The sequence below is a fragment of the Sphingobium sp. MI1205 genome, assembly GCF_001563285.1.
Classification (GTDB): Bacteria; Pseudomonadota; Alphaproteobacteria; order Sphingomonadales; family Sphingomonadaceae; genus Sphingobium.
Genome location: NZ_CP005191.1, coordinates 39,225 through 63,326 on the forward strand (window position 1 = coordinate 39,225; position 24,102 = coordinate 63,326).

Annotated in this window: 26 protein-coding genes; 18 read left to right on the plus strand and 8 right to left on the minus strand. The window is 63.0% G+C overall.

Going from position 1 to position 24,102, the window contains the following annotated elements; genetic code table 11:
- Nucleotides 1–2: 2 nt before the first annotated feature.
- The 15 genes from K663_RS20935 to K663_RS21005 all read left to right on the plus strand — a co-directional run bounded on the left by K663_RS20935 (nucleotide 3) and on the right by K663_RS21005 (nucleotide 17,065).
- Nucleotides 3–1,328 carry a TraB/VirB10 family protein gene (locus tag K663_RS20935; RefSeq protein WP_020818505.1) on the plus strand — a complete coding sequence of 442 codons (1,326 nt, stop codon included), beginning with the start codon at nucleotides 3–5 and terminating at the stop codon, nucleotides 1,326–1,328.
- A complete protein-coding gene (locus K663_RS20940; RefSeq protein ID WP_020818504.1) occupies nucleotides 1,315–2,187 on the plus strand; it encodes a DsbC family protein in 873 nt (290 codons plus the stop codon). Before K663_RS20935 ends, K663_RS20940 begins: the two co-directional genes overlap by 14 nt.
- Nucleotides 2,184–3,164, plus strand: a complete 981-nt coding sequence (locus K663_RS20945; protein WP_048574957.1) for a TraV family lipoprotein — start codon at nucleotides 2,184–2,186, stop codon at nucleotides 3,162–3,164. Before K663_RS20940 ends, K663_RS20945 begins: the two co-directional genes overlap by 4 nt.
- A 1-nt stretch (nucleotide 3,165) precedes the next feature.
- Nucleotides 3,166–5,757 carry a type IV secretion system protein TraC gene (traC, locus tag K663_RS20950; protein ID WP_020818502.1) on the plus strand — a complete coding sequence of 864 codons (2,592 nt, stop codon included), beginning with the start codon at nucleotides 3,166–3,168 and terminating at the stop codon, nucleotides 5,755–5,757.
- 3 nt (nucleotides 5,758–5,760) lie between these two features.
- Nucleotides 5,761–6,120 carry a hypothetical protein gene (locus K663_RS20955; RefSeq protein WP_020818501.1) on the plus strand — a complete coding sequence of 120 codons (360 nt, stop codon included), beginning with the start codon at nucleotides 5,761–5,763 and terminating at the stop codon, nucleotides 6,118–6,120.
- Nucleotides 6,113–6,766: a type-F conjugative transfer system protein TrbI gene (locus K663_RS20960; protein ID WP_020818500.1), complete on the plus strand. Its 654-nt coding sequence runs from the start codon at nucleotides 6,113–6,115 to the stop codon at nucleotides 6,764–6,766. Before K663_RS20955 ends, K663_RS20960 begins: the two co-directional genes overlap by 8 nt.
- Nucleotides 6,747–7,283 carry a S26 family signal peptidase gene (locus K663_RS20965; RefSeq protein ID WP_020818499.1) on the plus strand — a complete coding sequence of 179 codons (537 nt, stop codon included), beginning with the start codon at nucleotides 6,747–6,749 and terminating at the stop codon, nucleotides 7,281–7,283. The genes K663_RS20960 and K663_RS20965 overlap by 20 nt, the downstream gene beginning before the upstream one ends.
- 47 nt (nucleotides 7,284–7,330) lie before the next feature.
- The gene (gene traW, locus K663_RS20970; protein ID WP_021223066.1) at nucleotides 7,331–7,936 is read left to right on the plus strand and encodes a type-F conjugative transfer system protein TraW; all 606 of its coding nucleotides are present in this window, start codon (nucleotides 7,331–7,333) and stop codon (nucleotides 7,934–7,936) included.
- The gene (locus K663_RS20975) at nucleotides 7,936–8,205 is read left to right on the plus strand and encodes a hypothetical protein (protein WP_020818497.1); all 270 of its coding nucleotides are present in this window, start codon (nucleotides 7,936–7,938) and stop codon (nucleotides 8,203–8,205) included. The genes traW and K663_RS20975 overlap by 1 nt, the downstream gene beginning before the upstream one ends.
- The gene (gene traU, locus K663_RS20980) at nucleotides 8,202–9,224 is read left to right on the plus strand and encodes a conjugal transfer pilus assembly protein TraU (RefSeq protein WP_020818496.1); all 1,023 of its coding nucleotides are present in this window, start codon (nucleotides 8,202–8,204) and stop codon (nucleotides 9,222–9,224) included. The genes K663_RS20975 and traU overlap by 4 nt, the downstream gene beginning before the upstream one ends.
- 11 nt (nucleotides 9,225–9,235) lie before the next feature.
- Entirely contained in the window at nucleotides 9,236–9,982 is a 747-nt protein-coding gene (gene trbC / locus K663_RS20985) for a type-F conjugative transfer system pilin assembly protein TrbC (protein ID WP_020818495.1), read from the plus strand.
- A gap of 17 nt (nucleotides 9,983–9,999) precedes the next feature.
- Complete coding sequence (locus tag K663_RS20990) at nucleotides 10,000–11,814, plus strand: conjugal transfer protein TraN (RefSeq protein ID WP_029986356.1); 1,815 nt, start codon at nucleotides 10,000–10,002, stop codon at nucleotides 11,812–11,814.
- Between the two features lie 145 nt (nucleotides 11,815–11,959).
- Complete coding sequence (locus K663_RS20995; protein WP_025160430.1) at nucleotides 11,960–12,781, plus strand: conjugal transfer protein TraF; 822 nt, start codon at nucleotides 11,960–11,962, stop codon at nucleotides 12,779–12,781.
- The gene (locus K663_RS21000; protein WP_020818492.1) at nucleotides 12,781–14,247 is read left to right on the plus strand and encodes a conjugal transfer protein TraH; all 1,467 of its coding nucleotides are present in this window, start codon (nucleotides 12,781–12,783) and stop codon (nucleotides 14,245–14,247) included. Before K663_RS20995 ends, K663_RS21000 begins: the two co-directional genes overlap by 1 nt.
- 16 nt (nucleotides 14,248–14,263) lie before the next feature.
- Nucleotides 14,264–17,065: a conjugal transfer protein TraG N-terminal domain-containing protein gene (locus K663_RS21005; protein WP_020818491.1), complete on the plus strand. Its 2,802-nt coding sequence runs from the start codon at nucleotides 14,264–14,266 to the stop codon at nucleotides 17,063–17,065.
- A 6-nt stretch (nucleotides 17,066–17,071) separates the two neighbouring features.
- On the opposite strand, the gene K663_RS21010 is transcribed toward K663_RS21005, so the two are convergent.
- The 5 genes from K663_RS21010 to groES form a co-directional block, all read right to left on the minus strand.
- A complete protein-coding gene (locus tag K663_RS21010; protein ID WP_020818490.1) occupies nucleotides 17,072–17,278 on the minus strand; it encodes a hypothetical protein in 207 nt (68 codons plus the stop codon).
- A 93-nt stretch (nucleotides 17,279–17,371) separates the two neighbouring features.
- Nucleotides 17,372–17,791 (minus strand): hypothetical protein, encoded by a 420-nt coding sequence (locus K663_RS24080; RefSeq protein WP_139375815.1) that lies wholly within the window; start codon nucleotides 17,789–17,791, stop codon nucleotides 17,372–17,374.
- 97 nt (nucleotides 17,792–17,888) lie between these two features.
- Nucleotides 17,889–18,275, minus strand: a complete 387-nt coding sequence (locus K663_RS21020; protein WP_020818488.1) for an STAS/SEC14 domain-containing protein — start codon at nucleotides 18,273–18,275, stop codon at nucleotides 17,889–17,891.
- Nucleotides 18,276–18,433: 158 nt separating this feature from the next.
- The gene (gene groL / locus K663_RS21025) at nucleotides 18,434–20,053 is read right to left on the minus strand and encodes a chaperonin GroEL (protein ID WP_020818487.1); all 1,620 of its coding nucleotides are present in this window, start codon (nucleotides 20,051–20,053) and stop codon (nucleotides 18,434–18,436) included.
- Nucleotides 20,054–20,109: 56 nt separating this feature from the next.
- Nucleotides 20,110–20,424 carry a co-chaperone GroES gene (gene groES / locus K663_RS21030; protein ID WP_020818486.1) on the minus strand — a complete coding sequence of 105 codons (315 nt, stop codon included), beginning with the start codon at nucleotides 20,422–20,424 and terminating at the stop codon, nucleotides 20,110–20,112.
- Between the two features lie 272 nt (nucleotides 20,425–20,696).
- Here groES and K663_RS24990 point away from each other — a divergent pair, with 272 nt between their 5' ends.
- The 3 genes from K663_RS24990 to K663_RS21045 are packed head-to-tail and all read left to right on the plus strand — an operon-like array spanning nucleotide 20,697 to nucleotide 21,579.
- Nucleotides 20,697–20,933 carry a hypothetical protein gene (locus K663_RS24990; RefSeq protein ID WP_021224284.1) on the plus strand — a complete coding sequence of 79 codons (237 nt, stop codon included), beginning with the start codon at nucleotides 20,697–20,699 and terminating at the stop codon, nucleotides 20,931–20,933.
- The gene (locus K663_RS21040) at nucleotides 20,930–21,199 is read left to right on the plus strand and encodes an usg protein (protein WP_062121835.1); all 270 of its coding nucleotides are present in this window, start codon (nucleotides 20,930–20,932) and stop codon (nucleotides 21,197–21,199) included. Before K663_RS24990 ends, K663_RS21040 begins: the two co-directional genes overlap by 4 nt.
- A 50-nt stretch (nucleotides 21,200–21,249) precedes the next feature.
- Nucleotides 21,250–21,579: a hypothetical protein gene (locus K663_RS21045; protein WP_235589630.1), complete on the plus strand. Its 330-nt coding sequence runs from the start codon at nucleotides 21,250–21,252 to the stop codon at nucleotides 21,577–21,579.
- A gap of 123 nt (nucleotides 21,580–21,702) precedes the next feature.
- On the opposite strand, the gene K663_RS21050 is transcribed toward K663_RS21045, so the two are convergent.
- From K663_RS21050 to K663_RS21060, 3 genes are all read right to left on the minus strand, one after another.
- Nucleotides 21,703–22,221: an Hsp20/alpha crystallin family protein gene (locus K663_RS21050; protein ID WP_025160432.1), complete on the minus strand. Its 519-nt coding sequence runs from the start codon at nucleotides 22,219–22,221 to the stop codon at nucleotides 21,703–21,705.
- Nucleotides 22,222–22,325: 104 nt separating this feature from the next.
- Nucleotides 22,326–22,799, minus strand: coding sequence for an Hsp20 family protein (locus K663_RS21055; protein WP_020818482.1), 474 nt, complete (start codon nucleotides 22,797–22,799; stop codon nucleotides 22,326–22,328).
- A gap of 282 nt (nucleotides 22,800–23,081) precedes the next feature.
- A complete protein-coding gene (locus K663_RS21060) occupies nucleotides 23,082–24,002 on the minus strand; it encodes a hypothetical protein (protein ID WP_020818481.1) in 921 nt (306 codons plus the stop codon).
- Nucleotides 24,003–24,102: the final 100 nt, after the last annotated feature.

Consider the following 24,102-nt stretch of genomic DNA (forward strand, 5'->3'; position numbering starts at 1 on the left):
ACATGGCATTATTCGATTTCCTGAATCGCAAGCGTCCCGCTCTTGATGGGGCTTCGGACGAGGGCGTATCTCCTGTCGCCAGCGATCTCACCGCGAACGAAGCCGTTCGCCGCAAGCAGCGCCTGCTGCTGGCCGGGGTGGCGGGCGCCGGCCTGATCCTCTCCTCGTTCTGGATCTTCAGCGGCGATGAGAAGGGCGACAAGCTCGCCGACGACGGCACGAGCGAGGTCACCGTTTCGACCAAGGACCTGGTGAACCGCAATCTCTCGCAGCAGGAGTGGATGGCGCTCTCGGAGAACCGCTTCCAGTCCACCGAAAATCAGTTGAAGTCGATCGACGGCCAGAACCGCCGGCTGGAGATGCTGACCGCCCAGGTGGAGGCGCTCAAGGGCCAGAACCAGGCAATGCAGGCCGACGGCCAGCGCGTGCTGTCGGCCTATCAAGCCGAGAACGAGCAGCTGCGGCGGCAGATCAATGCGCGCCCGGCCGCCACGCCGCCCGCGCCCGGCCCGGCGGCGCTCTACGGCCCGAACGGACCGCAGGCTTACCAGCGTCCCGACGGTGCCCCAGGCGCCGCGGCGCGCGGACCGGTGGGCACCGCAAGCGAGGTGAAGCTTGTCAGCTTCAACACGGCGGAGACGGGGAACGCCACGCGGGTCGCCAAAGGCAACACCACCTACACGGACAGCGTCAATTATTTGCCGCCGAACAGCTTCGCGAGGGCGAAGGTGATCGTCGGCGTCGACGCGAGCGCCGGCGTGAACAGCCAGACCGACCCGCTTCCGGTGGTGCTCCGCGTTACGGGGCCCGCGCGTTCGGTCTATCAGAACGGCCGGCTGCTTACGACCAAGATCGAAGGCTGTCTCATCAACGGCGCGGCGCGCGGCGATCTTTCGAGCGAGAAAGTCTACGTCAAGCTGCAAAAGATGACCTGCCCGCAGCCGGGCGGCCGCTACGCCGTGTCGGAGGTGAAGGGATTCATTGCCTTCGGCGGCAAGACCGGCGTGCGGGGAAGGGTGGTGTCCCGCGAGGGCTCGCTCGTCACCCAGGCGTTCCTGGCCGGGCTCGCCGGCGGCTTCGGCCGCGGCTTCTCCGCGAATGCCAACAGCGTGTTCCAGGGAACGAACATCACCACGAACGGGCAGCGCGACAAGCTTTCGACGGGCGAAATCCTCGAAGGCGGCTTTGGCGAAGGCGTCGCGCAGTCGGGCGACATGGTGTCGAAATATCTGATCGAGCGCGCCGAGCAATATCAGCCGGTGATCGAAATGCCGACCGGGATCGATGTCGAAATTGTTTTCTTGGAGGGTGTCTATGTCCGCAATTGATCGTGTCCGCTCGCTCACTCGGCGATCGCGCCTTCTGGTTGCGACCGGCGCGGCCCTGAGCGTCGCGGGCATCGCGCTGGCCGCAGATGTGGGCAGCGCCGAAAGCCAGGTGCAGGCGCTCCTGAAGGCGCGGTTACCCAAGACTGCCGTGAGTGCGATCGACTGCGGCAAAATTGCGGGCCTGTGCGAGATCACCGCGGGCGAGAACCTATTCTATGTCGACACCAGCGCCCGCTATCTGGTGATCGGGCGCGTCTATGACATGCAGACCCGTCAGGACATAACGGCGGCGCGCCTGCTCGAGATGAACCCCGACATGCTGGTCGGCTCCTCCGCGCGGGCAAACGCGCTTGCCGCCGGCGGCGAGGAGGAGGCGGGCCAGCAGCTGGCGGCAGCACCTGCACGGCTCGAGCGGCCGGCAAGTCCCGCCAAGGCGCGAACGCTTTCGCTCTCGAGCCTGCCGAAGGATGGCGCGATCGTCTGGGGGAATCCGGCGGGCCCGACCGTCACGGTCTTTTCGGATTTTCGCTGCGGCTATTGCCGGGCGCTGACTGGCGTTCTCAAGGACATGAACGTGCGCGTGGTCGAGCGGCCGATCTCGGTGCTGGGAAGCCGGGATCTCGCCGACCGGGTTTACTGCGCCAAGAACCGCGAGGCTGCGCTCCATGCCGCCTATGCCGGGCAGCCGATAAAGGGCGAGGCTTCGTGCAACACGGCCGGCCTCGATGCGAACGAGGCCTTCGCGCAGCGGAACGGCCTCAATGGCACTCCCGTCATCGTGCGTAGCGATGGCGCGATGATCGAAGGATATCGCCCCCGGGCTTTCCTTGAAGCATGGCTTCGGGAGGCGCGGTCATGAGAAACGCTGCGTTGCATAGCCCCTGGCGCCGTCTCGGCGCGCCGCTGCTGCTTTCGACCGCTCTTGCGCTTGGAGGTTGCGCAGCGCTCGGCGGAAATGTGCGCGGCGACTTTTCCTGCGCTGCTCCTGATGGCGTCTGCGCGCCGAGCGCAACGATCGATGACCGCGCGCTTGCCATGATTACGGCAGATGCAGCTGAAGGGGTCGCGCTTCCGGCTGACGCTGCCCCGCGTTCCACCAGGGATCGGAGCCGTCTTGGCTCATCGAGGCGGACCGCCGCCACTGTCCCCGCCGATCCAGCCCGGACGCGCGAGAAGGTGCTCAGGATCGTCTTCCAGCCCTACATCGACGAGCGCGGCCGCCTGCATGAGAAAAGCGCCATACATGCGGTCGTCGCGAGCGGTGAATGGCAGCAGAGCCTTGCGCAGACCGTCCCATCCAATGCGCGTCTGGACTACGCGCTAGGGGTCCCGGAGAGTCTGGCCGATGCCGTCGACCGCGTCGACCCGCCGGGTGGGTCGCCTGGTGTTGGGGATCCTGCTGCGCCGGATCCCGATGCCGTCGCTGCCGCGCGTGCGAGGAGAGGCGACCCGCTCGAGACAATCAAGGCGGATGTCGCCGCGCGGCTCGCGCAAAAGCAAAAAAGCCCAGCAGCCGCAGCCCCCGCGGATGGTGTTGCCCACGCACCATCCGTAACCGCCTCGCCGGCGCCCTTGTCCCCCTCTGGGGCGCCGGCGGGCGGCCATGCGAGGGAGCCGGCGGCTTCTGCGGCGCCGCCGACGACGATCTCTGCGGCGGGCGAAAAGGCCGTCGAACGGGTGAAAAGCGATCCCGCCTATCGGCAGATTGCCGGGTCCGCTGCGAAGGATGCGCGTGATGCCGCCGCTGATGGCACTCCCGTCGCCTCGAAGCCGAACCTATCTGCGCCGACCGTTCGCGCCGCGGACTTCCCCGCCTCAGTGCCGGAGGATCATTGAGATGGCGGGGAAGGGCGGCTTCTTCGAGAGCCTTCTTTCAGGGATCCTCGGCGACAGCCAGCGTCCCGATGCGGATCGGCCGGAGCTTGGCGTGCCCATGCTGGCCGACTGGCTCCCTTATCGCAGCTTCGACGCAAAGACGGGCGTGTTCTACAACAGCGCGTCGCGGGGCTTTGTGATCGAGGCAGCTCCCTTGATCGGTGCAGACGAACGGACAGGGGAGATCCTCACCCAGTTCCTTTCCGAAGCGATCCCCGCGCCGGGATGCCTGCAATTCCACCAGTGGATGAGTCCGCGCGTGTCCGAGCGTCTCTCGCGCTGGTATCTTCCGCGCTACTCGGCTCGCGGCGTCTACGAGCGCATGGCGAAGCACCGCATCGACTTCCTGACCGACGGGGTGTGGCGCTCGCTCTCCGCGGATGCGCCATTCTCGCTGCGGAACCACCGTGTGGCGATCTCCTACTCGACCCCGGAATCCTCGAGCGTGTCTGTCGAGGAAATCGTGGCGGTGATGGACGGTCTGATCTCGGCCCTCGCATCGATCAATGTGCCGGCCCGCAAGATGGATCCGACCGACCTCATCGGGTGGATCGACGACATAACCTCGCCGACCACTGCGGCGGGGGAGGACGTCGTCAACTACAATCCGCTCGATCCGATTGCGGACCAGGCGGTGCGCCGGGATGTGGAGCTTCACATCGAGCCCGATCGCATGCTGCTCAGAACCGAGCGATTTCGGCCAACCGGGGCGACGGTGGACGAGGCGCCCGAGATCGGTGAGATTCTGCCGGACGTCTTCGACGTTCGCTCATTCTCGGTCCGGAACCTGCCGAGCCGCTGGGCGCCGTGGGATGTCGCCCGGCTCATTGGCGACATGTTCACCGACAAGCTCAGGATGCCATGTCCGGTCGCGACAAATCTGTGCGTCGAGTTCCCCGATCCGCTGGCATCGTCGAACAAGGCGAGCTTCAAGTTCATGCGCACCACGAGCCTTGCGGACTCCAAGTCGGCGCGCTTCCTGCCGCAGCTGCGCGAGCAAAGCCAGGAATGGCGTTACGTCAACGACGAGCTGCGCCAGGGGCGCAAGCTGGTGCGTGTCTTCTTCAGCGTGACCTCCTTCTCGCCGAAGGGCAGGGGGGACGCCAACGAACGCGTGCTCAAATCGGTTTATCGCGCAGCGGGCTGGGACCTGCTCGACGATCGGTACCTGCAGGTGATGGGCCTTTTGTGCGCCATGCCCATGACAATGGCGAACGGGCTTGCACGCGACCTCGAGCGCATGAAGCGGATGCGCACATTGCTCACGACAACGGCGGCGAACCTGGCCCCGATCCAGGGCGAGTATCTCGGCGGCCAGGTGCCGCATCTCATGCTCATCGGTCGGCGTGGACAACCCTTCTTCTGGAGTCCGTTCGAGAATGCGGCGGGCAACCACAATGTCGCCGTCTTCGGCAAATCGGGGTCGGGCAAATCCGTGACGCTGCAGGAGCTCTGTGCCTCCCTTTGCGGTGCCGGCGCGCGCGTCGTCGTGATCGACGACGGTCGCTCCTTCGAGCACTCCGCCAAGCTCCAGGGCGGCGCGTTCGTCGAATTTACGATGTCGTCCGGCTTCTGCCTCAACCCCTTCAGCATGATCGATGAGGAGCTGGCCCGCAGCGACGAGGATTACCTGCTCGACTGCATGGCGATGCTCAAAGCCATCGTGAACCAGATGTCGCGCCACATCGACCGGCTGAACGATACCGAGCGTGGCCTCATCGACGGGGCCGTTAACAGCGTCTGGAGCGAAAAGGGACGCCAGGGCTCGATCGACGACGTGATCGCTGCGCTCGAAGCCACCGGAAATGGCCTTGCCATGGATCTTGGCATCGCCATGCGCCCCTTTTCGTCGGCAGGGACGTACGGGCGATTTTTCCAGGGCGAGGTATCGTTCGAACTGTCGGCGCAGCTCACGGTGTTCGAGCTCTCCGACCTTTCATCCCGCGAGGAACTGCGCAGCGTCGTGCTGACCGCGATCATGTTCATGTCGCAGCAGATGATGCGCAAAGTCGATCGTTCGGTCCCGAAGGCGCTGCTTCTGGATGAAGCGTGGCAGATGCTGCGCGGCGGTGCGATGGCCGATTTCATCGAGACCTATGCTCGCACCTGCCGGAAATATGGCGCGGCGCTGGTGACGGCGACGCAGTCCCTGAACGATTACTATAAGTCGGCCGGGTCCGTCGCGGCGCTGGAGAACTCCGACTGGTTCGTCATTCTCCAGCAGAAGCCCGAGACAATCGCGGACTTCAAGAAGCACGACCGCTTTGAGATGGACGACTATACCGACGCGCTGCTGCGGTCCTTGAAGATCAACGGCCGCGAATATTCCGACATCCTTATCAAGGGCCCCGAGACCCTGGCCGTCGGCAGGCTGGTGCTCGATCCGTTCTCGGCCACCGTCTATTCGTCGAGCCCGGCTATCTACGCGGCGATCGAGGCGCTGGTCGCGCGAGGGCTAAGCATGGATGAGGCGATCGAACGGGTCGCCTTCCCCGGCAATCCGGAAAAGTGGGCGTCGCACGAGCAAGTCGACGTTGCCGAGGCGGCGGAGTAGGCCATGGATGCCGCAGCGCACAGGAGGAATGGCGCGGACATCGCGGTCGGGCGACAGCCCGCCCTGCGGAGCTTGCTCCATTTCTATCTGCACTTGATCGGCTTCACGGCATCGACGCTCTTGCTGACCTGGGGGCTGTTCGCGCTCTTCTTCGTGGCGCTCGGGGGTTTCTCGCTCGATGGGCTCATGCACCAGCTCAACAATTTGACGGCCCGCTACGTCGCCGCGTCTCCTGACCGCATCGCGTCATTCAAGAACATCTTCATCGCCGCACATCTCCTGATTGCCGCCGGACTGATCGTTCTGCGCCGCGAGAAGATCGTGCCTGCGGCCCTGCCCGAAGGAAAAGCTGATCATGGCTGAACAGACCGAGCTCGACCTGCCGTCCCCTGCGCCCCAACCGGCGGCCGCAGCGAAGCGCGCAATTTTCGCGGGCTTCTCGTCCGTTCAGATCGTCGCGGGCCTTCTGGTCATTGGTGTCCTGATATGGGGGATGTGGGTCACAAAGGCGCTGATCACGCCCAAGCAGGAGCGGATCGTTTCCGCGCGGCTGTCCTCGATCGTCGGCGAGTATGTCCAGGCACAAGCGCGCTCCACCTCTCCGCCGGCGCAAGTCGAGGCGGAGATGCGCAAGTTCATGGCATCGCTGGACAAGGAGCTCGAGCGGCGAAGCTCGGGCGGTGAGATCGTGCTCGTCGGGGAAGCCGTTCTCACGAAGAATGTCCCCGACATCACCGACAAGCTGAAGGAGGCGGTCTATGCATCCGGCGTTGCTCGGCCGAAGCAAGCATCGGCTCTGGAGCTTCAGCAGCTCGAGCAGCAGGCCATGCTCGCGGCACAGCCGCAGCAGCCCATGACGGCGCAGCCCGCGGCGCCGGTCGGATACCCGGATCCCATGGCACCGGCGCCTATGATGCCCGGGGCGCCGGCCGCGTCAGCGCCCCAGTACGAGCCGCCGGCTGCCACCGTTTCAACCTTTGGAGGTCCCGATGGCAGCGGCGGTCAATGACGCGGCGAAGCGGGGCTGGCGACCGAACCCGAAGCTTTGGCTTCTGCTTGGCGCCTTCGTCGGCGGAAGCGTTGCCCTGACAGGGCTGGCAGATTGGAGCGACGACCACCTTTTCCTCGTCAATACGACGGACTCCCTGCCGAACTGGGCCTTCCTCATCGAGCGGGGCCGCCTGCCTGCCAAGGGAGAGTTCATATTTTTCGATCCGCCGGCGAGCGCGCTGTTGCGCCGCCATTTTGGCGCCAGGCCAAGGATGTTTGGAAAGAAGGTCTATGCTGTCGCGGGAGACGTGATCGCGCATGACGGCATGACGGTAACGATCAACGGCGTTCCGACTGTTCGCATGAAGCCCTTCACCAAGGCGGGCGAACGCCTTGTGCCCGGTGCGACGGGGGTCGTGCCCCCAGGCTGCTATTTCGCGGCGACGCCGCACAAGGACGGCTTCGACAGTCGCTATGCCGAGATCGGCTTTGTTTGCGGCCGGCAAGTCATCGGAACCGGGGAGCCGATCCTGTGAAAGCTGTTCTGACAAGCGGTGCCGGCATCGCTTCATTCGCGGCGGCCATGCTCCTCATCGGCCCTATCCCTGGCGAAGCCAGGGATTATGGCCATGTCGGCCAGGTCTTTCCCATCATCGAGCCGGATCTGCTGGCGACGATCGAGGCGCGGCTGCGGCGGGCGGAGGGCAGCGGCGAGCTTGCCCGCATGAACGAGCAGTTTGCCAGAAGGGTCGAACAGAGAGTTCGCCGGCCCAAGCCTGTCGACGGGATCACTCCGGCGCGCATGGCGCGAAGCTGGGATTATGATCCGACCATCGCGATCGAGCGCGACATTCGGGACCAGAAGGGTAATCTGATTGCGGGTGCCGGTCATCGCATCAATCCGCTCGATTTCGTCGAGATAAAGCAGGACCTCGTCTTCGTCGACGGCGACGATGCGACGCAACTCGCGTGGGCGACCTCGCGCTATACGGATCTCAAGGCCAAGATCATCTTCGTCAACGGTTCGCCGATCGATGCGATGACGGCGAAGAAGCGGCGCTTCTATTTCGACCAGGAAGGCAAGCTCACTGCAACGTTCGGGATCGAGCATACGCCTGCGGTGGTCAGCCAAAACGGCAGGACGATGCGCGTTTCCGAGATCGTGCTGAAGCCAGGGAAGTCCGGCTGATGGCGCTGTGGCTCGACATGCTCCGAACGCCGATGGCGGCGCCCGAGACGGCGAGGCTAAGGACCATGCGCCTGTCCTGGCTCGCTCTCTGCGTCACCCTGGCCGGCGCAGTGACTCTTCTCGACCAGCTGCGCGGTCGCATCGGCCGAGCCGCGCCCTGTTTGATCGCCGTGCTGCTCGCCACAGCGCTCGTGGTCACGGTCCTTTACCTTCGGGCGAAGCGGCGCGCCGACGCGGCGTATCTCGATCAACTGGCGGAGAGAGAATGATGCGCGGACTTCGACCGATTTTCGGCACGTTTCTCGTCGTCCTGTTCGCCATCATGCTGGCGCCACGCGCCGAGGCTGCCGGTCCCACCTGCAATGGGAAGTTCGTCAACCCGATTACCGACGTCTGCTGGTCATGCCTGTTTCCGCTGTCGGTGGGCGGATTGAAGATCTGGCCGAGCGGCCGACCCGACACGAAGAACCCGGCGTCTCCCATATGCGCCTGTGCAGATCCTCTACCGCGCATCGGCATTTCCGTGGGCTTCTGGGAGCCTGCCCGCCTGGCGGACGTCACCATGAAGCCCTGGTGTTTTCCCAATCTTGGCGGAGTGCGCATCGCTCCGGGCTTCGATATCGGTCAGGGCTATCTGGCCGGCCCTTCGATGGTCGGCGGCAGGTCGCAGAGCACGGCCAAATGGCATGTGCATTGGTATGTCTATCCGCTGCTCTACTGGATGGAGATCCTTACGGATTTCGTCTGCTTCGAGCAGGCGAGCTTCGACATCGCCTATATGACCGAGGTCGATCCGCTCTGGCAGGATGACTCGCTTGCGGCGCTCATCAACCCCGAAGCGATCATTTTCGCAAATCCGCTCGCCAAGGCAGCCTGTGCGGGCGACTGCGTCGCCGGCACGGTGAACCTGCCGCTCGACCAGCTATTCTGGTGCGCAGGTTGTCAGGGGTCCATGTATCCCCTGAACGGGAACATCCCGGCGTCGATCGGCCATGTCCAGTCCTCGCGGCTCGCATTGTCGCGCTTTGCCTACAAGATGCACCGGCAGGCGCTCGCCTGGGGCACGATGGGCTCGGAAGGGCTGTGCAAGAAGTACCTCATGCCAGTCATGCGCAAACAGCAGTACCGGTTTCAGATGACCAATCCGATTCCGACGGTGAGCGGGCGCTTCGCCTGCTCGGCGATCGGAGCTTCGACAATGCCGCCGGATGCCGGTCGTGCCTATCCCGCGGGGGGCGAGGACATGGGCTATCTGGTCTGGCGCAAGCGCAACTGCTGCGTGCTGTGAAGGAGGGAGCGATGCGACTTCTCATCTTGGGCGCCGTTGGCCTCGTCGCAGCCGCCAGCATGACCGCTCTCCTGGCCCAGACCGTCGATGGCATCGATGTTCAGGCCATCAAGAAGCGATCGGCGGACCTTCAGGCGGATGCCGAGGCGTTCGTCGATCAGATCAAGGACCGCGGTGACGCGTTTCGGGAAGAGGCGGTTACCGTTCGTGACAGCGGCATGGAAAACATGCGGCGCGTCGCGGCGACGGATCTGCCGAAAGGACCTGCAGGGGCTGTCGACTTCGATGAAATCGTGCAGGGTGCTGCGACGAACGCCAAAGTCGGCGGCGGGGAGGCGCCGCAGCTCATCGCGTTCGCCAGCCTCTCGATGCCCCCCAAGGCGCTTCGCCAGCTTATCGAGGACACGGCGAGGGCAGGGGGCGTCGTCGTTTTCCGCGGCTTTCCGAACAATTCGATGAAGGAGTTCTCGCAGGCTCTGGGCAAGATCGTCGACCGGGAGGACGATTTCGCCAACATCGGCATCGACCCGAGACTGTTCCGCGCCTTCGACGTACAGGCGGTGCCGACCTACGTCGCGGTCTCATCGGATTTCGACCTTTGCGCCGGCTTTTCATGCCGAACCAAGGTCCCGCCTCACGACCGGATGATCGGCAATGTGACCGTCGAATATGCGCTGTCGTCGTTCGCCGAGGGCAACGGTCCGGGCGCGCGCGTGGCGGCGGTGGGTCTCTCCAATCTAAGGAGAGCGTTGCCGTGAGCGTCCGCTTCTCGCTGATGCTGCTTATCGCGGGTCTTGCCGCCGCCTCCCCCGCTTCTGCCCAGATGTCGGTCGAGGAGGCCCGCCAGGAAGGGCGCTCGCTCGCCAATGAGAAACGGCAGGATACGACGCTGGTGCCGACCGACAATGCCCGCGCGGAAGCGGTGCCGGGCTATGGCGGCACGGCGCTGCCGCAAGGCGCCTATTTCGACGATCCGGAAAGAATGGAAGCGGAAGCCGCGGCGACAAAGGCGTCGAACGAGCAGTATCGCATCACCACGGACGCGGACCGGACACGGCCGACGTTCAGCAATTCCGAGATCCTCGAGACAACCGCTCGCGCCACGACCGTCGAGAATGATCCATCGGCCTACCTCGCCGGGGAGAGCATGGGGGGCAGCTCCGGCTCGTGCGTCCCGCTCCCGCCGGGCTCAGGATCTGAGGGCTATTACGAGGCGACCTGCAACAGCGGCACCAAGGTCGAGGACAGGCCCGAGACCTGCACCATCCGCATGGTGCCCGAGGTGCAAACCGTCGATAGCTACAAATACTATGTGGTGCCCGACAGCGCATATGGAACCCCGTTCGCGCGCTATGCCGCCATTGCCCCTCATATTTCCTCAGGAGTCTGCAAGCCGACAGGCGTTCGGAAACAGGCCTGCGCTGCCCATCGCGACTATGGCTGGCCCTGGCCTGACAACAAATATTGCGATGATTATTATGCGACGGAATATGAATGCACGGCGGATTTGCCGGTCGCGCTCAGCGTCAGCCCGCTCACCGGGGCGTCGTGGCATGCAAAGGGCAGCACGAGCACTGTCGTAACAAGAAGGGTCGACAGCTGCGGCAGTCTTGCCGGCGATGAGATGTGTTCGTTGCAGCCTGGCGGGGATGTTTGCACGGAAGGACCTGAAACGCGGATCATCGACGGCGTTCCGGTGACGCAAGCCTGCTGGGCGTGGAAACGCGACTATGTGTGTCATCGCTTCACGCCGGCAAACGATTGCGGCGATCTAGAAGCGAACGGAAGCTGCTCCTTTCTGCGCACCGAATGCCTCGACGAGGAGCGGGATGGCGCCTGCAAGGTTGAGGAGCGGGTCTACCGCTGCCCGACACCCGGCAGCGCGGTGACCGATGCACCGCAATATATCTGCGGAGACGACGTCTATTGCATCAATGGCGACTGCGAGCCGATCGTGCGCGAGGCGTCGACCGAGTTCAAGGATGCGCTGGTCGCTCTTCACTCCATCGACCAGGCCGGCAAGGAGTTCGACGAGAACAACTTCACGGTTTTCCAGGGCACGCGAGAGACCTGCCACAAGCCGGTATTCGGGCTGATCAACTGCTGTGCCGGCAAGGTGTCCGGCTTGTTGAGCGTGGGCGCGGGCGCAGCCGCGCTTGCCGGCGGCCCAGGCGCGATCGCGGCCCTCGCCACGCCGTTCCTCGCGCTCTTCGCATGCTCTCAGGACGAGATGAAGCTCGACATCAAGGATCGTATGGGCTTCTGCCACAAGGTCGGCACTTACTGTTCGTCGAGCTTTCTCGGAATCTGCAAGACCCGGCGAACGGCCTATTGCTGCTTTGAAAGCAAGCTCAGCCGCATCCTGCAGGAGCAGGGACGAATTCAGCTCAGCAAGCCCTGGGGCGCTCCCAAGAAGGAGCAGTGCCTTGGCTTTACGATCGAGGAATTCGCCAGGCTCGACCTTTCCCTCATGGATTTCACCGAGGTCTATGCCGAGTTCGTCGATGCCGCGCGGCTTCCGGACGAAGTCGAGACGATGACCCAGATCCAGCTGAAAATTCAGGGGTACTATGACCTGCACGGCAAATAGCATGGTCAAGGACGCGATGCGCAGCGTTTCGGTGGAATCGACCGGCGCGGCGCCTACGGACGTCTCCGCCGCGGCCGACCTTTCCCGTTCCCTCCCGCGCATGAGGCTCGTGGGTGAGAGCATCTATCAGAAAGGAAGTTTGTCCATGCATCCAATCATGGCGGCGCCGCTTCTGGCGCTTTCGCTCGCTGGCCTGGCTGTTCCCGCGGCGGCCCAGCCGCGCGATGGAGCGTCGGATGGCGTCGAGCGGGCCGATGCCGGCGATGACTTTTACTGTGCAGAACGCAGGCTCGGTCAATGGTTCTATTGCAGCAAGCCGCGAGCGACGGAGCCGGAGAAGCAAGCCGTCCCGGTCCCGTCGAGCGCGGTCGAGCGCATGTCCGCCATCACCCGCCAGCTCGACGAGCTCAAGGCACGGGCGATCCTCGATCCGACCGAGGAAAATGTCATCGCTTACGTCCGATTTCAGCGCGAGCAGCTCGACCGTGCTTCGACCTTCTCAGACACCTGGCAGCGCGCGCTGTGGCAGAACCCCGATCTCGACTACACGCTGCAGCGGCCTGTTTCGACGGTGGGCAAGCGAGCCTGGCTCGATAACCGGCGCGCCGATCGCGATGCGGTTATGGCGAACCTTAGCCAACGCTACGGGCTCTTCTACTTTTATGCGCAGAGCTGCGGCGCATGCGACCTGTTTTCACCGATCCTGCGATCGGTGGCCGACAGTCACGGCATGGCGGTGATGGCGGTTTCGATGGACGGCGGGCCGAGCCGCGATTTTCCAAATTATGTCGTCGATGCGGGCCAGCGCGCGCGCATGGGCGTCCCGGGTAACGAGACGCCGGCGCTCGTACTGTTCGACACCGTCACCAAACGCACGATTCCGGTGGGATATGGGATTCTCAGCGCCGACGAGATCATGGATCGCATTTTCGCGCTGACGAACACCAAGGTGGGGAGCGACTTCTGATGGAACAGGTTCGCCGTCGCGGCTTGATCGGCCGTGTGCTTCGCTCGTCCGCTGCCTGGGCGGGAATATTGGCTATGGCCAATCTCGCGTGCACCGGGACCGCCCGGGCCGACGTCGCCTCCGAGATGAACAGCTTCTTTTCGGACGTGGGCGGCGCGGCGAACGTCACCGGCCCATCGGCGTTTCAGGGTCAATCGGCGGGCTATTACTCGCTGGGTAATGTCTGGACCCGCTTCCCGCAGAAAAGCGTCCAGCCGTTCAATCTTCAGCTTCCGAGCGCGCGTGCGGGATGTGGAGGTATCGACCTCTTCAGTGGGAGCTTCTCCTTCATCAATGCCAGCGAGATCATCGCGATGCTGAAGGCGACCGCCAACAATGCGCTCGGCTTTGCCTTCAAGCTCGCCATCGATTCTGTTTCGCCGGAGATCGGCAAGGTGATGGACGAGTTCAGCCAGAAGGCGCAGCTCCTCAATCAGATGAACATCTCGAGCTGCGAGACGGCGCAGGCGCTGGTCGGCGGAATCTGGCCGCAGATGGAGACCACGCGCGCGACGATCTGCGAAGCCGTCGGCAACAGCCAGGGCGTATTCTCGGACTGGGCGGCAGCCCGCCAGGGTTGCAACAACGGCAACAGGCGGGATTCGACCATCGCGGGAAACACAGACGCGTCGATGAAAGACCAGCTGGTCGGAGAACCGCATAACTACACATGGGAGGCCCTTAAGAAATCGGCGAAGTTCGGCGCATTCGACAAGACATTCTCCGAATATATCATGACGCTGGTGGGAACGGTCGTGACCACGCCGTCGACCGATCCGAGCGTGGGCGGGAAGGTCGTGATGTTCGGACCTGCCGAAGAAGCGGTCGTCACTGCGTTGCTCGATGGCACGGCCGACGCGCCGCCCGTCAAGATACTGAAGTGCAACGACGAGAATTGCTACGATGTGGGGGAGCAGACGCTCTCCGTCCCCGCTTCGTCCGCGCTGCGGCCGCGGATCGCCACGATGATCAGGTCGATGAGCGACAAGATCCGCTCCGATACTCCGCTGGACGCCGCCGAGAAGCAGCTCCTCAACCTCGCCACGGTTCCGATCTATAAGATCCTGGGAGTTCAGGCCTATGCGCATTATGCGTTGACGGAAGGCGAGATCGAGACGCTGTCCGAGATCGTCGCCGTCGACCTGCTTTCGGCGATGCTCGACAATATGCTCGACCGGGTCGAGCAGGCGAAGGTTCATTATCAGACCTTCGATCAAGAGACCGCGACGCAGTGGAAACAGCAAATCGCGTCTACCCGGGCGAAATTCAGCCAACGGGACGTCCGGCTGAACAACAAGCTCCAGGTGACGATGCAGATCATCAACCGAAGCATTATGCTGGAATCGACGCTCCAGAATTCCATGACGCCCGGTATGGCGGCCGCGCTGAACTTTTCGCGCGGCCTCAACGCACAGGGTCTGAACTAGGCGCGGGGGCAGACCGATGCTTGAGGTCTTCACGGTTGGTGGCGGCGAGTATCTCGTAAACATCTTCAACGCAGTCGCGGCGTGGTCGGGAGGCGGTGGCTATCGCTCGCTCATCCGCGTCGTCATGGTCATGGGCCTCATCTATTCGCTGCTCGTGGTGGCCTTCACGCTCAACTATAAGGCGTGGCTGAACTGGTTCCTGCAAGCGACGGCCATTTATCTTTGCCTGATGGTCCCGACGGTGGACATCAAGGTAACGGATCGCATCAACCCGGGCCTGACGCCATCGACGGTCGACAATGTACCGATGGGATTGGGGGTGCTTGCGAGCTTCACGACACAGGTGGGCGATTGGCTGACGCGGACGGCCGAGACCGTCTTCGTCATGCCGAGCGAGCTCAACTACTCGACGAACGGCATGGTGTATGGCGCGCGACTGTTCGATGCGACGCGCAACTTCATCATTCGCGATGCGGAGTTCTCGACCAACCTCGAAAACCATTTCAAGAACTGCCTGTTCGGCGATGTGATGCTTTATCAGAAGTCGCTGACCAATCTTGCGAAGGCGCCCGATCTCTGGGCTGCGGTCGGGCCGGGCTCGGAAGCCCGATCGCAGCAATGGCTTGAGCGACAAGGTGACGGAACGGTTAACAGCTTCATCATCACTTGCCGGCAGGCGTACCAGGCGCTCGACGCGCAATGGGGTCCAATGATCGAGGCCAACGCGCCTCTTTGGGGCAAGGAGGTCTATCCCAAGCTCAGCAACGCTCTGGCGGCGGACAAGCTCAAACACGACGTTCCCATCGTCAGTGCGGCCTTCACGGGCACGAGCAACAACTTTGCTGAGGTGATGCGCCAGAACACAGCAATCAATGCTTTCATGCAGGCCCGAAATTCGATGTCCGGCGGGACGGGCGCCGCAGAGATCGACACCTTCGCGCAGACCCGTGCCGACATTCAGGCGCGCAACACCTATAATTCGATCGCTCAGCAGGCGATGGCATGGGTTCCGATTTTGAACATCGTGCTGACGGTGGTCTTCTTCGCCATGTTCCCGGTCGTTTTCCCGCTCTTCCTGATGCCTCAGACGGGCGTCTCGACGCTGAAGGGCTATGTGACAGGGTTCTTCTATCTCGCCGCATGGGGGCCGCTTTACGTCATCCTTCACATGATCTGCATGACGCGGGCGACGTCGGCAGCGACAGGCGTCGCGGAAGGCGGCGTTACGCTCGCAAGCTATGCGGGGATCGGGGCGGTGAATGGCGAGACCGCCACGATCGCTGGCTTCATGCTTATGAGCGTGCCCTTTCTCGCGGCAGGCCTCGCGCGCGGCGCGATGTCGATTGCCGGGCATTCCATGTCCATGCTCGCGCCGGCGCAGAACGCTGCGGAAGCGGCGGCGCTGGAACAGACGACCGGCAACTATTCGTATGGCAACGTGAGCTGGGCGAATGCCACGTCGAACATGCGGCAGGCCGATCAATGGTCGACGGCGCCCACCTATATGGGCGGCGGCGCCAGCTTCGGGTGGCGTCAGGACAATGGCGCCATGGTGACGGGGTTCGGCAACGGCCAGGAGGTATATGATACATCCGCGGCCATCTCGCGCCTTGGGTTCACGCCGACGATGACATCGGGATCGGTCGCTGAATGGCGCGAAATGGCCAGCGAGGCGCATCGCCAGGCGCGTGCCTATGAGAATGCCGCCAACGAGATTCTGACCGCGACCCATGCGAACCGCAGCACGTTCGGAAGCTCAACCGAGCATACGCGGGGTTGGGAATCGAGCAGCGGCAATCAGGCGAATGCCTCTGTAGAGCAGTTCGATCGGCGCACGGGCAGCAGTACCCAGGGCCTGGAAGAGCGATCGACGATTTCGCAAAGCGAGCGCGTTTCGGGGCGGCACGATCGCCAAGCGCAGATATCCGATCAGATCGGTGGAGCACTTTCGGCCGGCCTTGGCGGCCGCCGCGGTGGCGGCAACGGAGGCTCGGGTGGGCGCGGGCTGCCGGGGCTCGGAATCAATGTGTCCAAGTCGGGTAGCCAGATGGACACCATGAATTGGACGACGGACGATTCTCGGAGCAGTGAGAGCGGCAACACCTCGTCAAGCGGGGTTCGTGACGAGCATGCGAACGGTAGCGGCGCTTCGACGTCGGAAGGCACCTATGCTCGGAGCGGTGTCTTCGCCCGTGGCTCAAGGACGGATTCGTCGTCGGTCAGCACCGAAGATTCCCTGGCTCTGGCGAAATCCTATTCGGAAACCGCGCGACGGCTCGATGAGCTGTCGCAGCAGCTCTCGCGCGACGCGAGCTATGCGGAGACGCATGGAATGCAATTGAGCGAGAACCTGAGTCAGGATCTCGCCCAATGGTATCGCCACCAGCAGGTCGCAAATCCGGGGCTCGACGCGCCGGAGCTCTGGGCGACCGACTTGACCGATCAGCAGCGAGCGGTTCGGCAGGAGATGATCACGCGCTGGATGGACGAAAAGCAGGCGTCGATCCGGTCCGAGATCGAGGGCAGGCTCCATGCGCCCGATCTCGTCGATGTGCACCATCCCTCCGTCGATAGCGCTGCCGACGTTCGGGCGGCCTACCAGCCTCGCGGGCTAGCCGGAGTGCCGGCCGGTCCCGGAGGCGGCCAGTCATCGACGGCAGCGGACATAATCGAAGAGGGCAGGGCGGATATCGACCTGACGCGTGAGGCTGCCCAATCCATGCGCGGTCAACGCATCCAAGGCGCGGTCGATGTTCAAAGCGAGGTAAACCGGGGCAGGGACCATGGCTTCTTCCATGATCCCAAGCTGCGAGAATGAGGAGCTTTAGACGAACAGGACGAAATAGCCGACGCAGCCAGCCATGAGCAGATAGGCCAATGCATAGCCGATGCGACCGCCGAGCGTAGGATTGCCATCGTGATCGACAGCCGTCCCTATTTCGCAATATTCCTCGTCAACATGCGTGCAGACCGGCGTGCCCGAAGCCTTGGTCCTATTATAGGTTTCGATGTCGAATTTCACGGTTCGCATGGTGAACTCCCAGGAAGTTCACTAGCATGTTCAATCTTTGTTCACAAGGGGCGGCACTGTCCGAACGGCCATACGGCGCGCCGCTTTGCCCGATTAGGAATGGTCAAACGCAAGGTTGCGCGGAGGGGGTTCGAGATGAAATGGATGGCAGTTGTCATTGCCGGTAGCGCCCTCCTGGCCCAAGGTGGCCTTGCGACGGCAAAGGAGAGTGCGCTGCCACCACGGGAGTGCGCCGCCAAGGCACAGGCGGCGGCGATGAAACTCCGGGATATGGCCTCTGCGATCGAAGCGGAGGCTGCTTATGCCGAGCGGCACGGCGGGGCGTTTTCGCCCGAGCTCACCCAGGAATTCGTTCAATGGTATCGCGCGCAGAGCGCGAAAGCCGGAAGCGAATTGCCGGATCTGGGAAAGACGGATCTCACAGTTGATGAGGCTCGGGCGCGGCAAGCGGCGGTTGACCGCTTTCAGCGGGAGAGAAGCGACCGCCAAAATGCCATGGTTGCCGCGATCCATCGCGAGGCTGCGAGGGGATGTCCGGTGCTTGATCGCCCCGCGTCAAGATAGCAGGGATCGTGGACCAAGCGGCCGATCTCAGTGCTGCAGCTCGTGTTCAGGCCCCGCTTTGCGTCTTCGCAGGGTCAACCCAGGCGAGTGCCTCGGCGCGCTGATCGGGCTCGAACACGCGGTAGCTGATGAACGGGAGAATTGCGCTTTCAAGGCGGCTGGCCAAGCGAATCCAGGCCTGATCTGCAACGATGGCAACGCGTCCGAAGCGGTTGAGCTTCCCGAAGAGGGGCATTGCCCGGGCGGTGTAAGCGGGCAAGCCCGACAATTCGATGCCGTCGATCGTCCGCGTCTCAACGAACATATGCACCTTTTCGTGTCGCGCCATCGCGCTGTCCAATCGGGTCATGATCGCGTCAAGATCCGAGCCGGTGATCTTGCCTGAGACTGCGAGGGCGAGCACGTCGTCCGAACTGTCGATAAACTCGTGCATTCTGATCTCCTGCCAGCACCATCCTACGAAATTTCTCGACCGAAGCTACCCTGATTCCGGTCCGGTCAGAAATGGGAGATAGTCGATGTAGCAGGCCCGCTTGCATTCGAGAGATGTGCGAGCAAGGGCGGGAAGGCCATGCCCTCCCGCCCAGGAGGTCAGTAATCCATCGCCGGCATCGGCGCGGCCTTATCTTCCTTTGGAAGCTCGGCCACGAGCGCCTCGGTAGTGATGAGCAGCGAGGCGACCGAGGCGGCGTCCTGGAGGGCGGTACGCACGACCTTGGCCGGATCGATGACGCCCGACTTCACCAGGTCTTCATATTCGCCGGTGGCGGCGTTGAAGCCCCAGTTGTAGTCGCTGCTTTCCAGAAGCTTGCCCACGATGAAGGCGCCGTCCTCGCCCGCATTGTCGGCGATCTGCCGCGCCGGCGAGCGCAGAGCCCGCCTGACGATGTCGATGCCGGACTGCTGGTCGTCGTTGGCCGCCTTGAGACCGTCGAGTGCCTTCAGCGCGCGGAGCAGAGCGATGCCGCCGCCCGGCAGGATGCCTTCCTCGACCGCGGCGCGAGTGGCGTGGAGCGCGTCATCGACACGATCCTTCTTTTCCTTGACCTCGACTTCGGTCGCACCGCCGACGCGAATGACCGCGACGCCGCCTGCTAGCTTGGCTACGCGCTCCTGCAGCTTTTCGCGGTCATAGTCGCTGGTCGTGGTCTCGATCTGAGCACGGATCTGCGCGACCCGGGCATCGATGTCCGAGCGTGCGCCTGCGCCATCGACGACGGTGGTGTTGTCCTTGTCGATGATGATCTTCTTGGCGCGGCCGAGCATCCCCAGCGTTACGTTTTCCAGCTTCGTGCCGAGTTCCTCGCTGACCACATTGCCGGCGGTGAGGATTGCGATATCCTCGAGCATCGCTTTGCGGCGATCGCCGAAGCCAGGCGCCTTGACGGCCGCGACCTTGAGCCCACCGCGGAGCTTGTTGACGACGAGCGTGGCCAGCGCCTCGCCTTCGACGTCCTCGGCGATAATGAGAAGCGGCCGGCCCGACTGAACCACCTGCTCCAGCAGCGGAATGAGGGCCTGCAGGTTGGACAGCTTCTTCTCGTGGATGAGAATATAGGGGTCCTCGAGCTCGACCTTGAGCTTCTCGGCGTTGGTCACGAAATAGGGCGAGAGATAGCCGCGATCGAACTGCATGCCCTCGACCGTTTCGAGCTCGGTCGCGAGGCTCTTCGCCTCCTCGACTGTGATGACGCCCTCATTGCCGACCTTCTCCATGGCTTCAGCGAGAATGCGGCCGACTTCAGCATCGCCATTGGCCGATATGGTGGCGACCTGGGCGATCTCGCTGTTGGCGCTGACCTTCTTGGCATGCGCAGCGAGATCCTGGACCACGGCGCCGACCGCCAGATCGATGCCGCGCTTCAGGTCCATCGGGTTCATGCCGGCGGCCACCGCCTTCGAGCCCTCGCGCACGATCGACTGGGCGAGCACAGTGGCCGTGGTGGTTCCGTCACCCGCCTTGTCGTTCTGCTTCGAGGCCACTTCGCGCAGCATCTGCGCGCCCATGTTCTCGAACTTGTCCTTGAGCTCGATCTCCTTGGCGACGGTGACGCCGTCCTTGGTAATGCGCGGAGCGCCGAAGCTCTTCTCGATCACGACATTGCGGCCCTTGGGACCGAGCGTGACCTTTACTGCATTCGCAAGCGTATCCACGCCGCGCAGCATGCGATCACGCGCGTCCGACGCAAATTTCACTTCCTTGGCAGCCATCTTGGCTTAACTCCTTTCCTTGTTCCTTCCTGAATGCTTGAGGAATGGCGGTCCTGCTAGGCCGCCTGCTTGAGCGGGACGACATTGTCGATCACGCCGAGGATGTCGCTTTCCTTCATGATGAGCAGGTCCTCGCCGTCGATCTTGACCTCGGTCCCCGACCATTTGCCGAAAAGGACCCGGTCGCCGGCTTTCACGGCGAGTTCGATGAGATTGCCGTTGTCATCGCGCGCGCCGAGACCGACGGCGACGACTTCGCCTTCCTGCGGCTTTTCCTTGGCGGTGTCGGGGATGATGATGCCGCCCGAGGTTTTTTCCTCGGCTTCAATGCGGCGGACGACCACACGGTCGTGCAAGGGGCGGAAATGCATGCATAACCTCCGGATGCAAAACAATATGTGATGGCCCTCTCGTTCATCTGAACGACAGGCTTTCCGAAGCTAGGAAAGGAGATTTTTCCGTTCAAGGGGTGCAACGAAAAATATTGGCACTCTGCGCGAGTGAGTGCCAATTGCCCTGATTTCAGTGCCTTGGTCATCGCGAATGCCCTCTTGACGCGACTCACGCGCGCACCAAGATTTGCAGCGGTGGACGTGGCGCCACGAACAACAATGGAGCGACGAGAAGGAAAGGAGGCACAGCAATGTCGCAACCATTTTCCCGTTTTCTTCATCCCTTTGAAGTTGCCCGGCATCCGAGCCTGGAACCGGAAGTGAAGCGCGCAATTCTGGCGTCCTGGGCGTCCGACAGGTCCGCGGTCAGAAACCAGCCTGGCTTGCGCAAGCCCCCTGGAGCAAGGCGTCCCATCCCAGTCGACGAAATTCTTGCGGCGATGCACACGCTTGATCAGGGCCATGAGCGGCCGCAGCCGTCGCCGTGATCGACCGGGGATTTATTGCGCAGCTGAGCGGCTATGGCCTGACGACTGCGGAAATCCACTATTATCGTCCGGACGCGCCTTCGCTTCTCCAGCTATTCGTCTGGCAGGAATATGATCTCGCTCCAGACTTTCCCGTGCTGTTCGATTTTCTCGACCACTGGCGTCGCGAGATCGAGGCGGCGCTCCATTCTGTGCGCATAGCCCATGAAGGGCTGATACGCCCTACGGAATGGAACGCCGTCGACGGCGTGATTTCGATTCAGTGAATCAAGGGGTGTTCAAGCGGATGCGACGCGGCCGCAAGGATGGTGCGCGCGTGCGCCTGCCGTTCGACGATATCATGGAGTTCGCGATCGCGTTGCTATCCATCAGTCCGCAGGAGCTCGAGGCGCTGCGCTGGACTTTTGCCGATCGTAAGCGGCTGCTCGATCATCTGCTTGCATCGGGCCGAGCCGCACAGGGTGTCGATCCCGAACGGTTGGGCATGCTACCGATCGAGATTAGCATTCCCAGAGACGATCTGACGAAGATGCAGCAATTCGCCGTTCGCGAACTTCCAAAGGCCGCGAGCAAAGCAGCAGTGATCGACCGTGTTCTCACCGCCCTCGACCTGGCAGCGCACCGCCAGGACCGTGAAGCCAGGTGACGGTCTGGTAACCAGACCCGTTTCCGCCCGCTAATCGAGAAATTGGCTCATGGTGCTTCCTGAAATTCCGGGGCAGGAGCTTCGGAGCGCCGGTGGCCGGGAGCAGAGCGCCCCCGGCCTATCTCATGACGCCGCACCGCCATTGATCGGAATTCGGCGCACACTCTCGTCGGGCTTATCGGAGCGTGGCACTGTCACAGTCAGGACGCCGTTCTTGAACGTTGCGCTCGCCCTGTCGTGTTCGACACCGTTCGGAAGGCTGATCCGACGTTCGAAGCGGCCATAGCTTCGTTCAGAATAGCCGCGGTCCTTGTCCTCGACCTCGGCCTTCTTCTCGCCGCGAAGAGTGAGCGCGCCGTCCTCGACCAGCACCTCCACATTCTTCTCATCCAGGCCGGGAAGTTCGGCCGTTACACGGATTTCCTTGTCCGTCTCGCCGAGCTCTAGGTGAGGCCAGCCGGCGCGCCGATCAAACCCGGCAAAGGCGGGCATGTTGAAGCCACGCAAGACGTCGTCGAAGAGACGGTTCACCTCGCGGTGAAGCGATTGCAGCGGATGAGTGTCCCGGTCCTGTTCGGCGCTGACCGAGACAGGCAGCCGGTTTTCCTGCCGGCTCCAGGGAATGAGATCACGAAAAGCCATGATAAGCATCTCCTTTCTGGCTGGATCCTGTCGATACCTGCCGGCACCTGCCGGCCGCCGCTGGCGGGAGGGACGAAAGCGGCGCCGGCAGGCCGGCGGCGGGATCAGGCAACTTCGCTCGCCTTCTCCTTCGCCTCGCCGATTTGGCGACCGTCCGGGGCTCCGCCGCCGATTTCGATTCGGCGCGGCTTCATTGCTTCAGGAACGACACGCCGGAGTTCGATCGAGAGCAGTCCATGTTCGAAGCTCGCCGCTCCGACCTCGATGAAGTCGGCAAGCTGGAAGCGTCGCTCGAACGATCGAGACGCGATGCCTCGGTGGAGATACTCTCCCTTGTCCGCATCATCGGCGCGCTTGCCGGTCACGGTGAGCTGGTTCTGCTGCGCCACGATCTCGATGTCGTCGGGTCTGAACCCTGCGATCGCCAAGGTGATGCGGAAGCTGTCATCGCCAAGCTTCACAATATCGAAGAGCGGATAGCCGTCGTCCTCGCGTGCTCCCGCCTCAAGCAGGTTGAAAAGACGGTCAAAGCCGACCGTTGATCGCCTGTACGGCGTAAAGTCGAAGTTGGTTCTCATTTCCAAATCCTCCAACGAAGCAATTTGGGCATGAGAAGCGTCGGTATGCGAGAGCCGACGCCCTCTATGTCCATCCGGACCCGGATGGCGTCCGGTATTGCAGAGCTAGTGAGGCCAAAGTTCGATTCAAGAGCCTGATCGCACGTTGGCGGTACCTCTGATCGAACCGCGCTGGCTTCCACGAAAAAGCGGATATTGAACCCGCTGCAGGCGGAGACGGAACCGCATCGCGATGGGGTAGCGAGGATAGTGACGCGAGCCTGCCTCTCGCGATGGGCCTGGTTATGCAATTGCGGGGATTGTTCGACCGTCAGCTATTACCGTTTGCGCGAGCCAAGCGATGAAGCTGCCGTCCCTCCAGTTCCGGTGCGTTACCACGAACCCGGGAGATGTACGCTCGGCCTGGCACCGCGTGGCCTCACGCGTCGCATCGATCGCCAGCCGCATGCGCCGGCCACCTACCGCGTTCGAGATGACCAATTCAATCAGGGTTCGTTCGTCGTCTGCACCCGGTCGGACGCGGTGGATCGCACATTCGACGCCGTGGGCATCCAGCGCCGCTTGAAGATGCTCGAGAGCGCGGAGCACATCCCGATCGAGTTCCGAACGAACGAGGATGAACCGTCGAGCATGGAAGATCGGGGCTGCGTACGCTTCGATCGCTGCGGCGCGACCGTCCGGCTCGCCTTCGAAGGCAACGAGCGCGAGGTAAGGACCCTCGATGTCGCTTTCGGTGCCGATCGTTCCTGTCACACGCAGCGGCGACATATTGGGGCCATAGAGCAATGGCGGCCGGACATCGGTGGCATAGAGGACGGCGAAACCGTGTATGGAATGCCCGTTGCGTGCGGTGCGCAGAAGGGAGGCGGCGGCCTCGCCATTATGTAGAGCGACCGGGTGCGTCCAGAAGTGTTCGGCAAGGCCCACGCCGGGAGCCACTTCGAAGCCGGCAGCGGCCGTCTTCAACGCTCCGAACAGGTCAACGATAGAGGGCTGATCGGGTGCGCGGGCGGGGGCTGGAATTTCATTGCAGCCCGCAGCGTCGATGAGTTCCTCCAGCAGGTTCGCCATGGAGTGGCGCGAGGATGCGGCCGCATGCCCGGGCAGCGGCGGCAGGTCGAGATCCGTTGTGAGCCGGAACAATGGGCGAGCGACCGGCGCGGCTATGGAGGCAGCGGAGGAGCGAAACTGGTCCAGATCCATCGCCACGCTCTAGCACAGCTTCATCCGCGCGTGAGAGAGGGAAGCGCCGAACAATGACAACTACGTCACTTTACCTTGCCCAGCGGTAAAGTGACACTGG

Excerpts from the sequence above, each read along its gene's own strand:
- K663_RS20935 (WP_020818505.1), top strand. The coding sequence starts at position 3 with ATGGCATTATTCGATTTCCTGAATCGCAAGCGTCCCGCTCTTGATGGG.
- K663_RS20940 (WP_020818504.1), top strand. The coding sequence starts at position 1,315 with ATGTCCGCAATTGATCGTGTCCGCTCGCTCACTCGGCGATCGCGCCTT.
- K663_RS20945 (WP_048574957.1), top strand. The coding sequence starts at position 2,184 with ATGAGAAACGCTGCGTTGCATAGCCCCTGGCGCCGTCTCGGCGCGCCG.
- traC (WP_020818502.1), top strand. The coding sequence starts at position 3,166 with ATGGCGGGGAAGGGCGGCTTCTTCGAGAGCCTTCTTTCAGGGATCCTC.
- K663_RS20955 (WP_020818501.1), top strand. The coding sequence starts at position 5,761 with ATGGATGCCGCAGCGCACAGGAGGAATGGCGCGGACATCGCGGTCGGG.
- K663_RS20960 (WP_020818500.1), top strand. The coding sequence starts at position 6,113 with ATGGCTGAACAGACCGAGCTCGACCTGCCGTCCCCTGCGCCCCAACCG.
- K663_RS20965 (WP_020818499.1), top strand. The coding sequence starts at position 6,747 with ATGGCAGCGGCGGTCAATGACGCGGCGAAGCGGGGCTGGCGACCGAAC.
- traW (WP_021223066.1), top strand. The coding sequence starts at position 7,331 with ATGCTCCTCATCGGCCCTATCCCTGGCGAAGCCAGGGATTATGGCCAT.
- K663_RS20975 (WP_020818497.1), top strand. The coding sequence starts at position 7,936 with ATGGCGCTGTGGCTCGACATGCTCCGAACGCCGATGGCGGCGCCCGAG.
- traU (WP_020818496.1), top strand. The coding sequence starts at position 8,202 with ATGATGCGCGGACTTCGACCGATTTTCGGCACGTTTCTCGTCGTCCTG.
- trbC (WP_020818495.1), top strand. The coding sequence starts at position 9,236 with ATGCGACTTCTCATCTTGGGCGCCGTTGGCCTCGTCGCAGCCGCCAGC.
- K663_RS20990 (WP_029986356.1), top strand. The coding sequence starts at position 10,000 with ATGCTGCTTATCGCGGGTCTTGCCGCCGCCTCCCCCGCTTCTGCCCAG.
- K663_RS20995 (WP_025160430.1), top strand. The coding sequence starts at position 11,960 with ATGCATCCAATCATGGCGGCGCCGCTTCTGGCGCTTTCGCTCGCTGGC.
- K663_RS21000 (WP_020818492.1), top strand. The coding sequence starts at position 12,781 with ATGGAACAGGTTCGCCGTCGCGGCTTGATCGGCCGTGTGCTTCGCTCG.
- K663_RS21005 (WP_020818491.1), top strand. The coding sequence starts at position 14,264 with ATGCTTGAGGTCTTCACGGTTGGTGGCGGCGAGTATCTCGTAAACATC.
- K663_RS21010 (WP_020818490.1), bottom strand. The coding sequence starts at position 17,278 with ATGCGAACCGTGAAATTCGACATCGAAACCTATAATAGGACCAAGGCT.
- K663_RS24080 (WP_139375815.1), bottom strand. The coding sequence starts at position 17,791 with ATGGATCGCGGCAACCATGGCATTTTGGCGGTCGCTTCTCTCCCGCTG.
- K663_RS21020 (WP_020818488.1), bottom strand. The coding sequence starts at position 18,275 with ATGCACGAGTTTATCGACAGTTCGGACGACGTGCTCGCCCTCGCAGTC.
- groL (WP_020818487.1), bottom strand. The coding sequence starts at position 20,053 with ATGGCTGCCAAGGAAGTGAAATTTGCGTCGGACGCGCGTGATCGCATG.
- groES (WP_020818486.1), bottom strand. The coding sequence starts at position 20,424 with ATGCATTTCCGCCCCTTGCACGACCGTGTGGTCGTCCGCCGCATTGAA.
- K663_RS24990 (WP_021224284.1), top strand. The coding sequence starts at position 20,697 with ATGTCGCAACCATTTTCCCGTTTTCTTCATCCCTTTGAAGTTGCCCGG.
- K663_RS21050 (WP_025160432.1), bottom strand. The coding sequence starts at position 22,221 with ATGGCTTTTCGTGATCTCATTCCCTGGAGCCGGCAGGAAAACCGGCTG.
- K663_RS21055 (WP_020818482.1), bottom strand. The coding sequence starts at position 22,799 with ATGAGAACCAACTTCGACTTTACGCCGTACAGGCGATCAACGGTCGGC.
- K663_RS21060 (WP_020818481.1), bottom strand. The coding sequence starts at position 24,002 with ATGGATCTGGACCAGTTTCGCTCCTCCGCTGCCTCCATAGCCGCGCCG.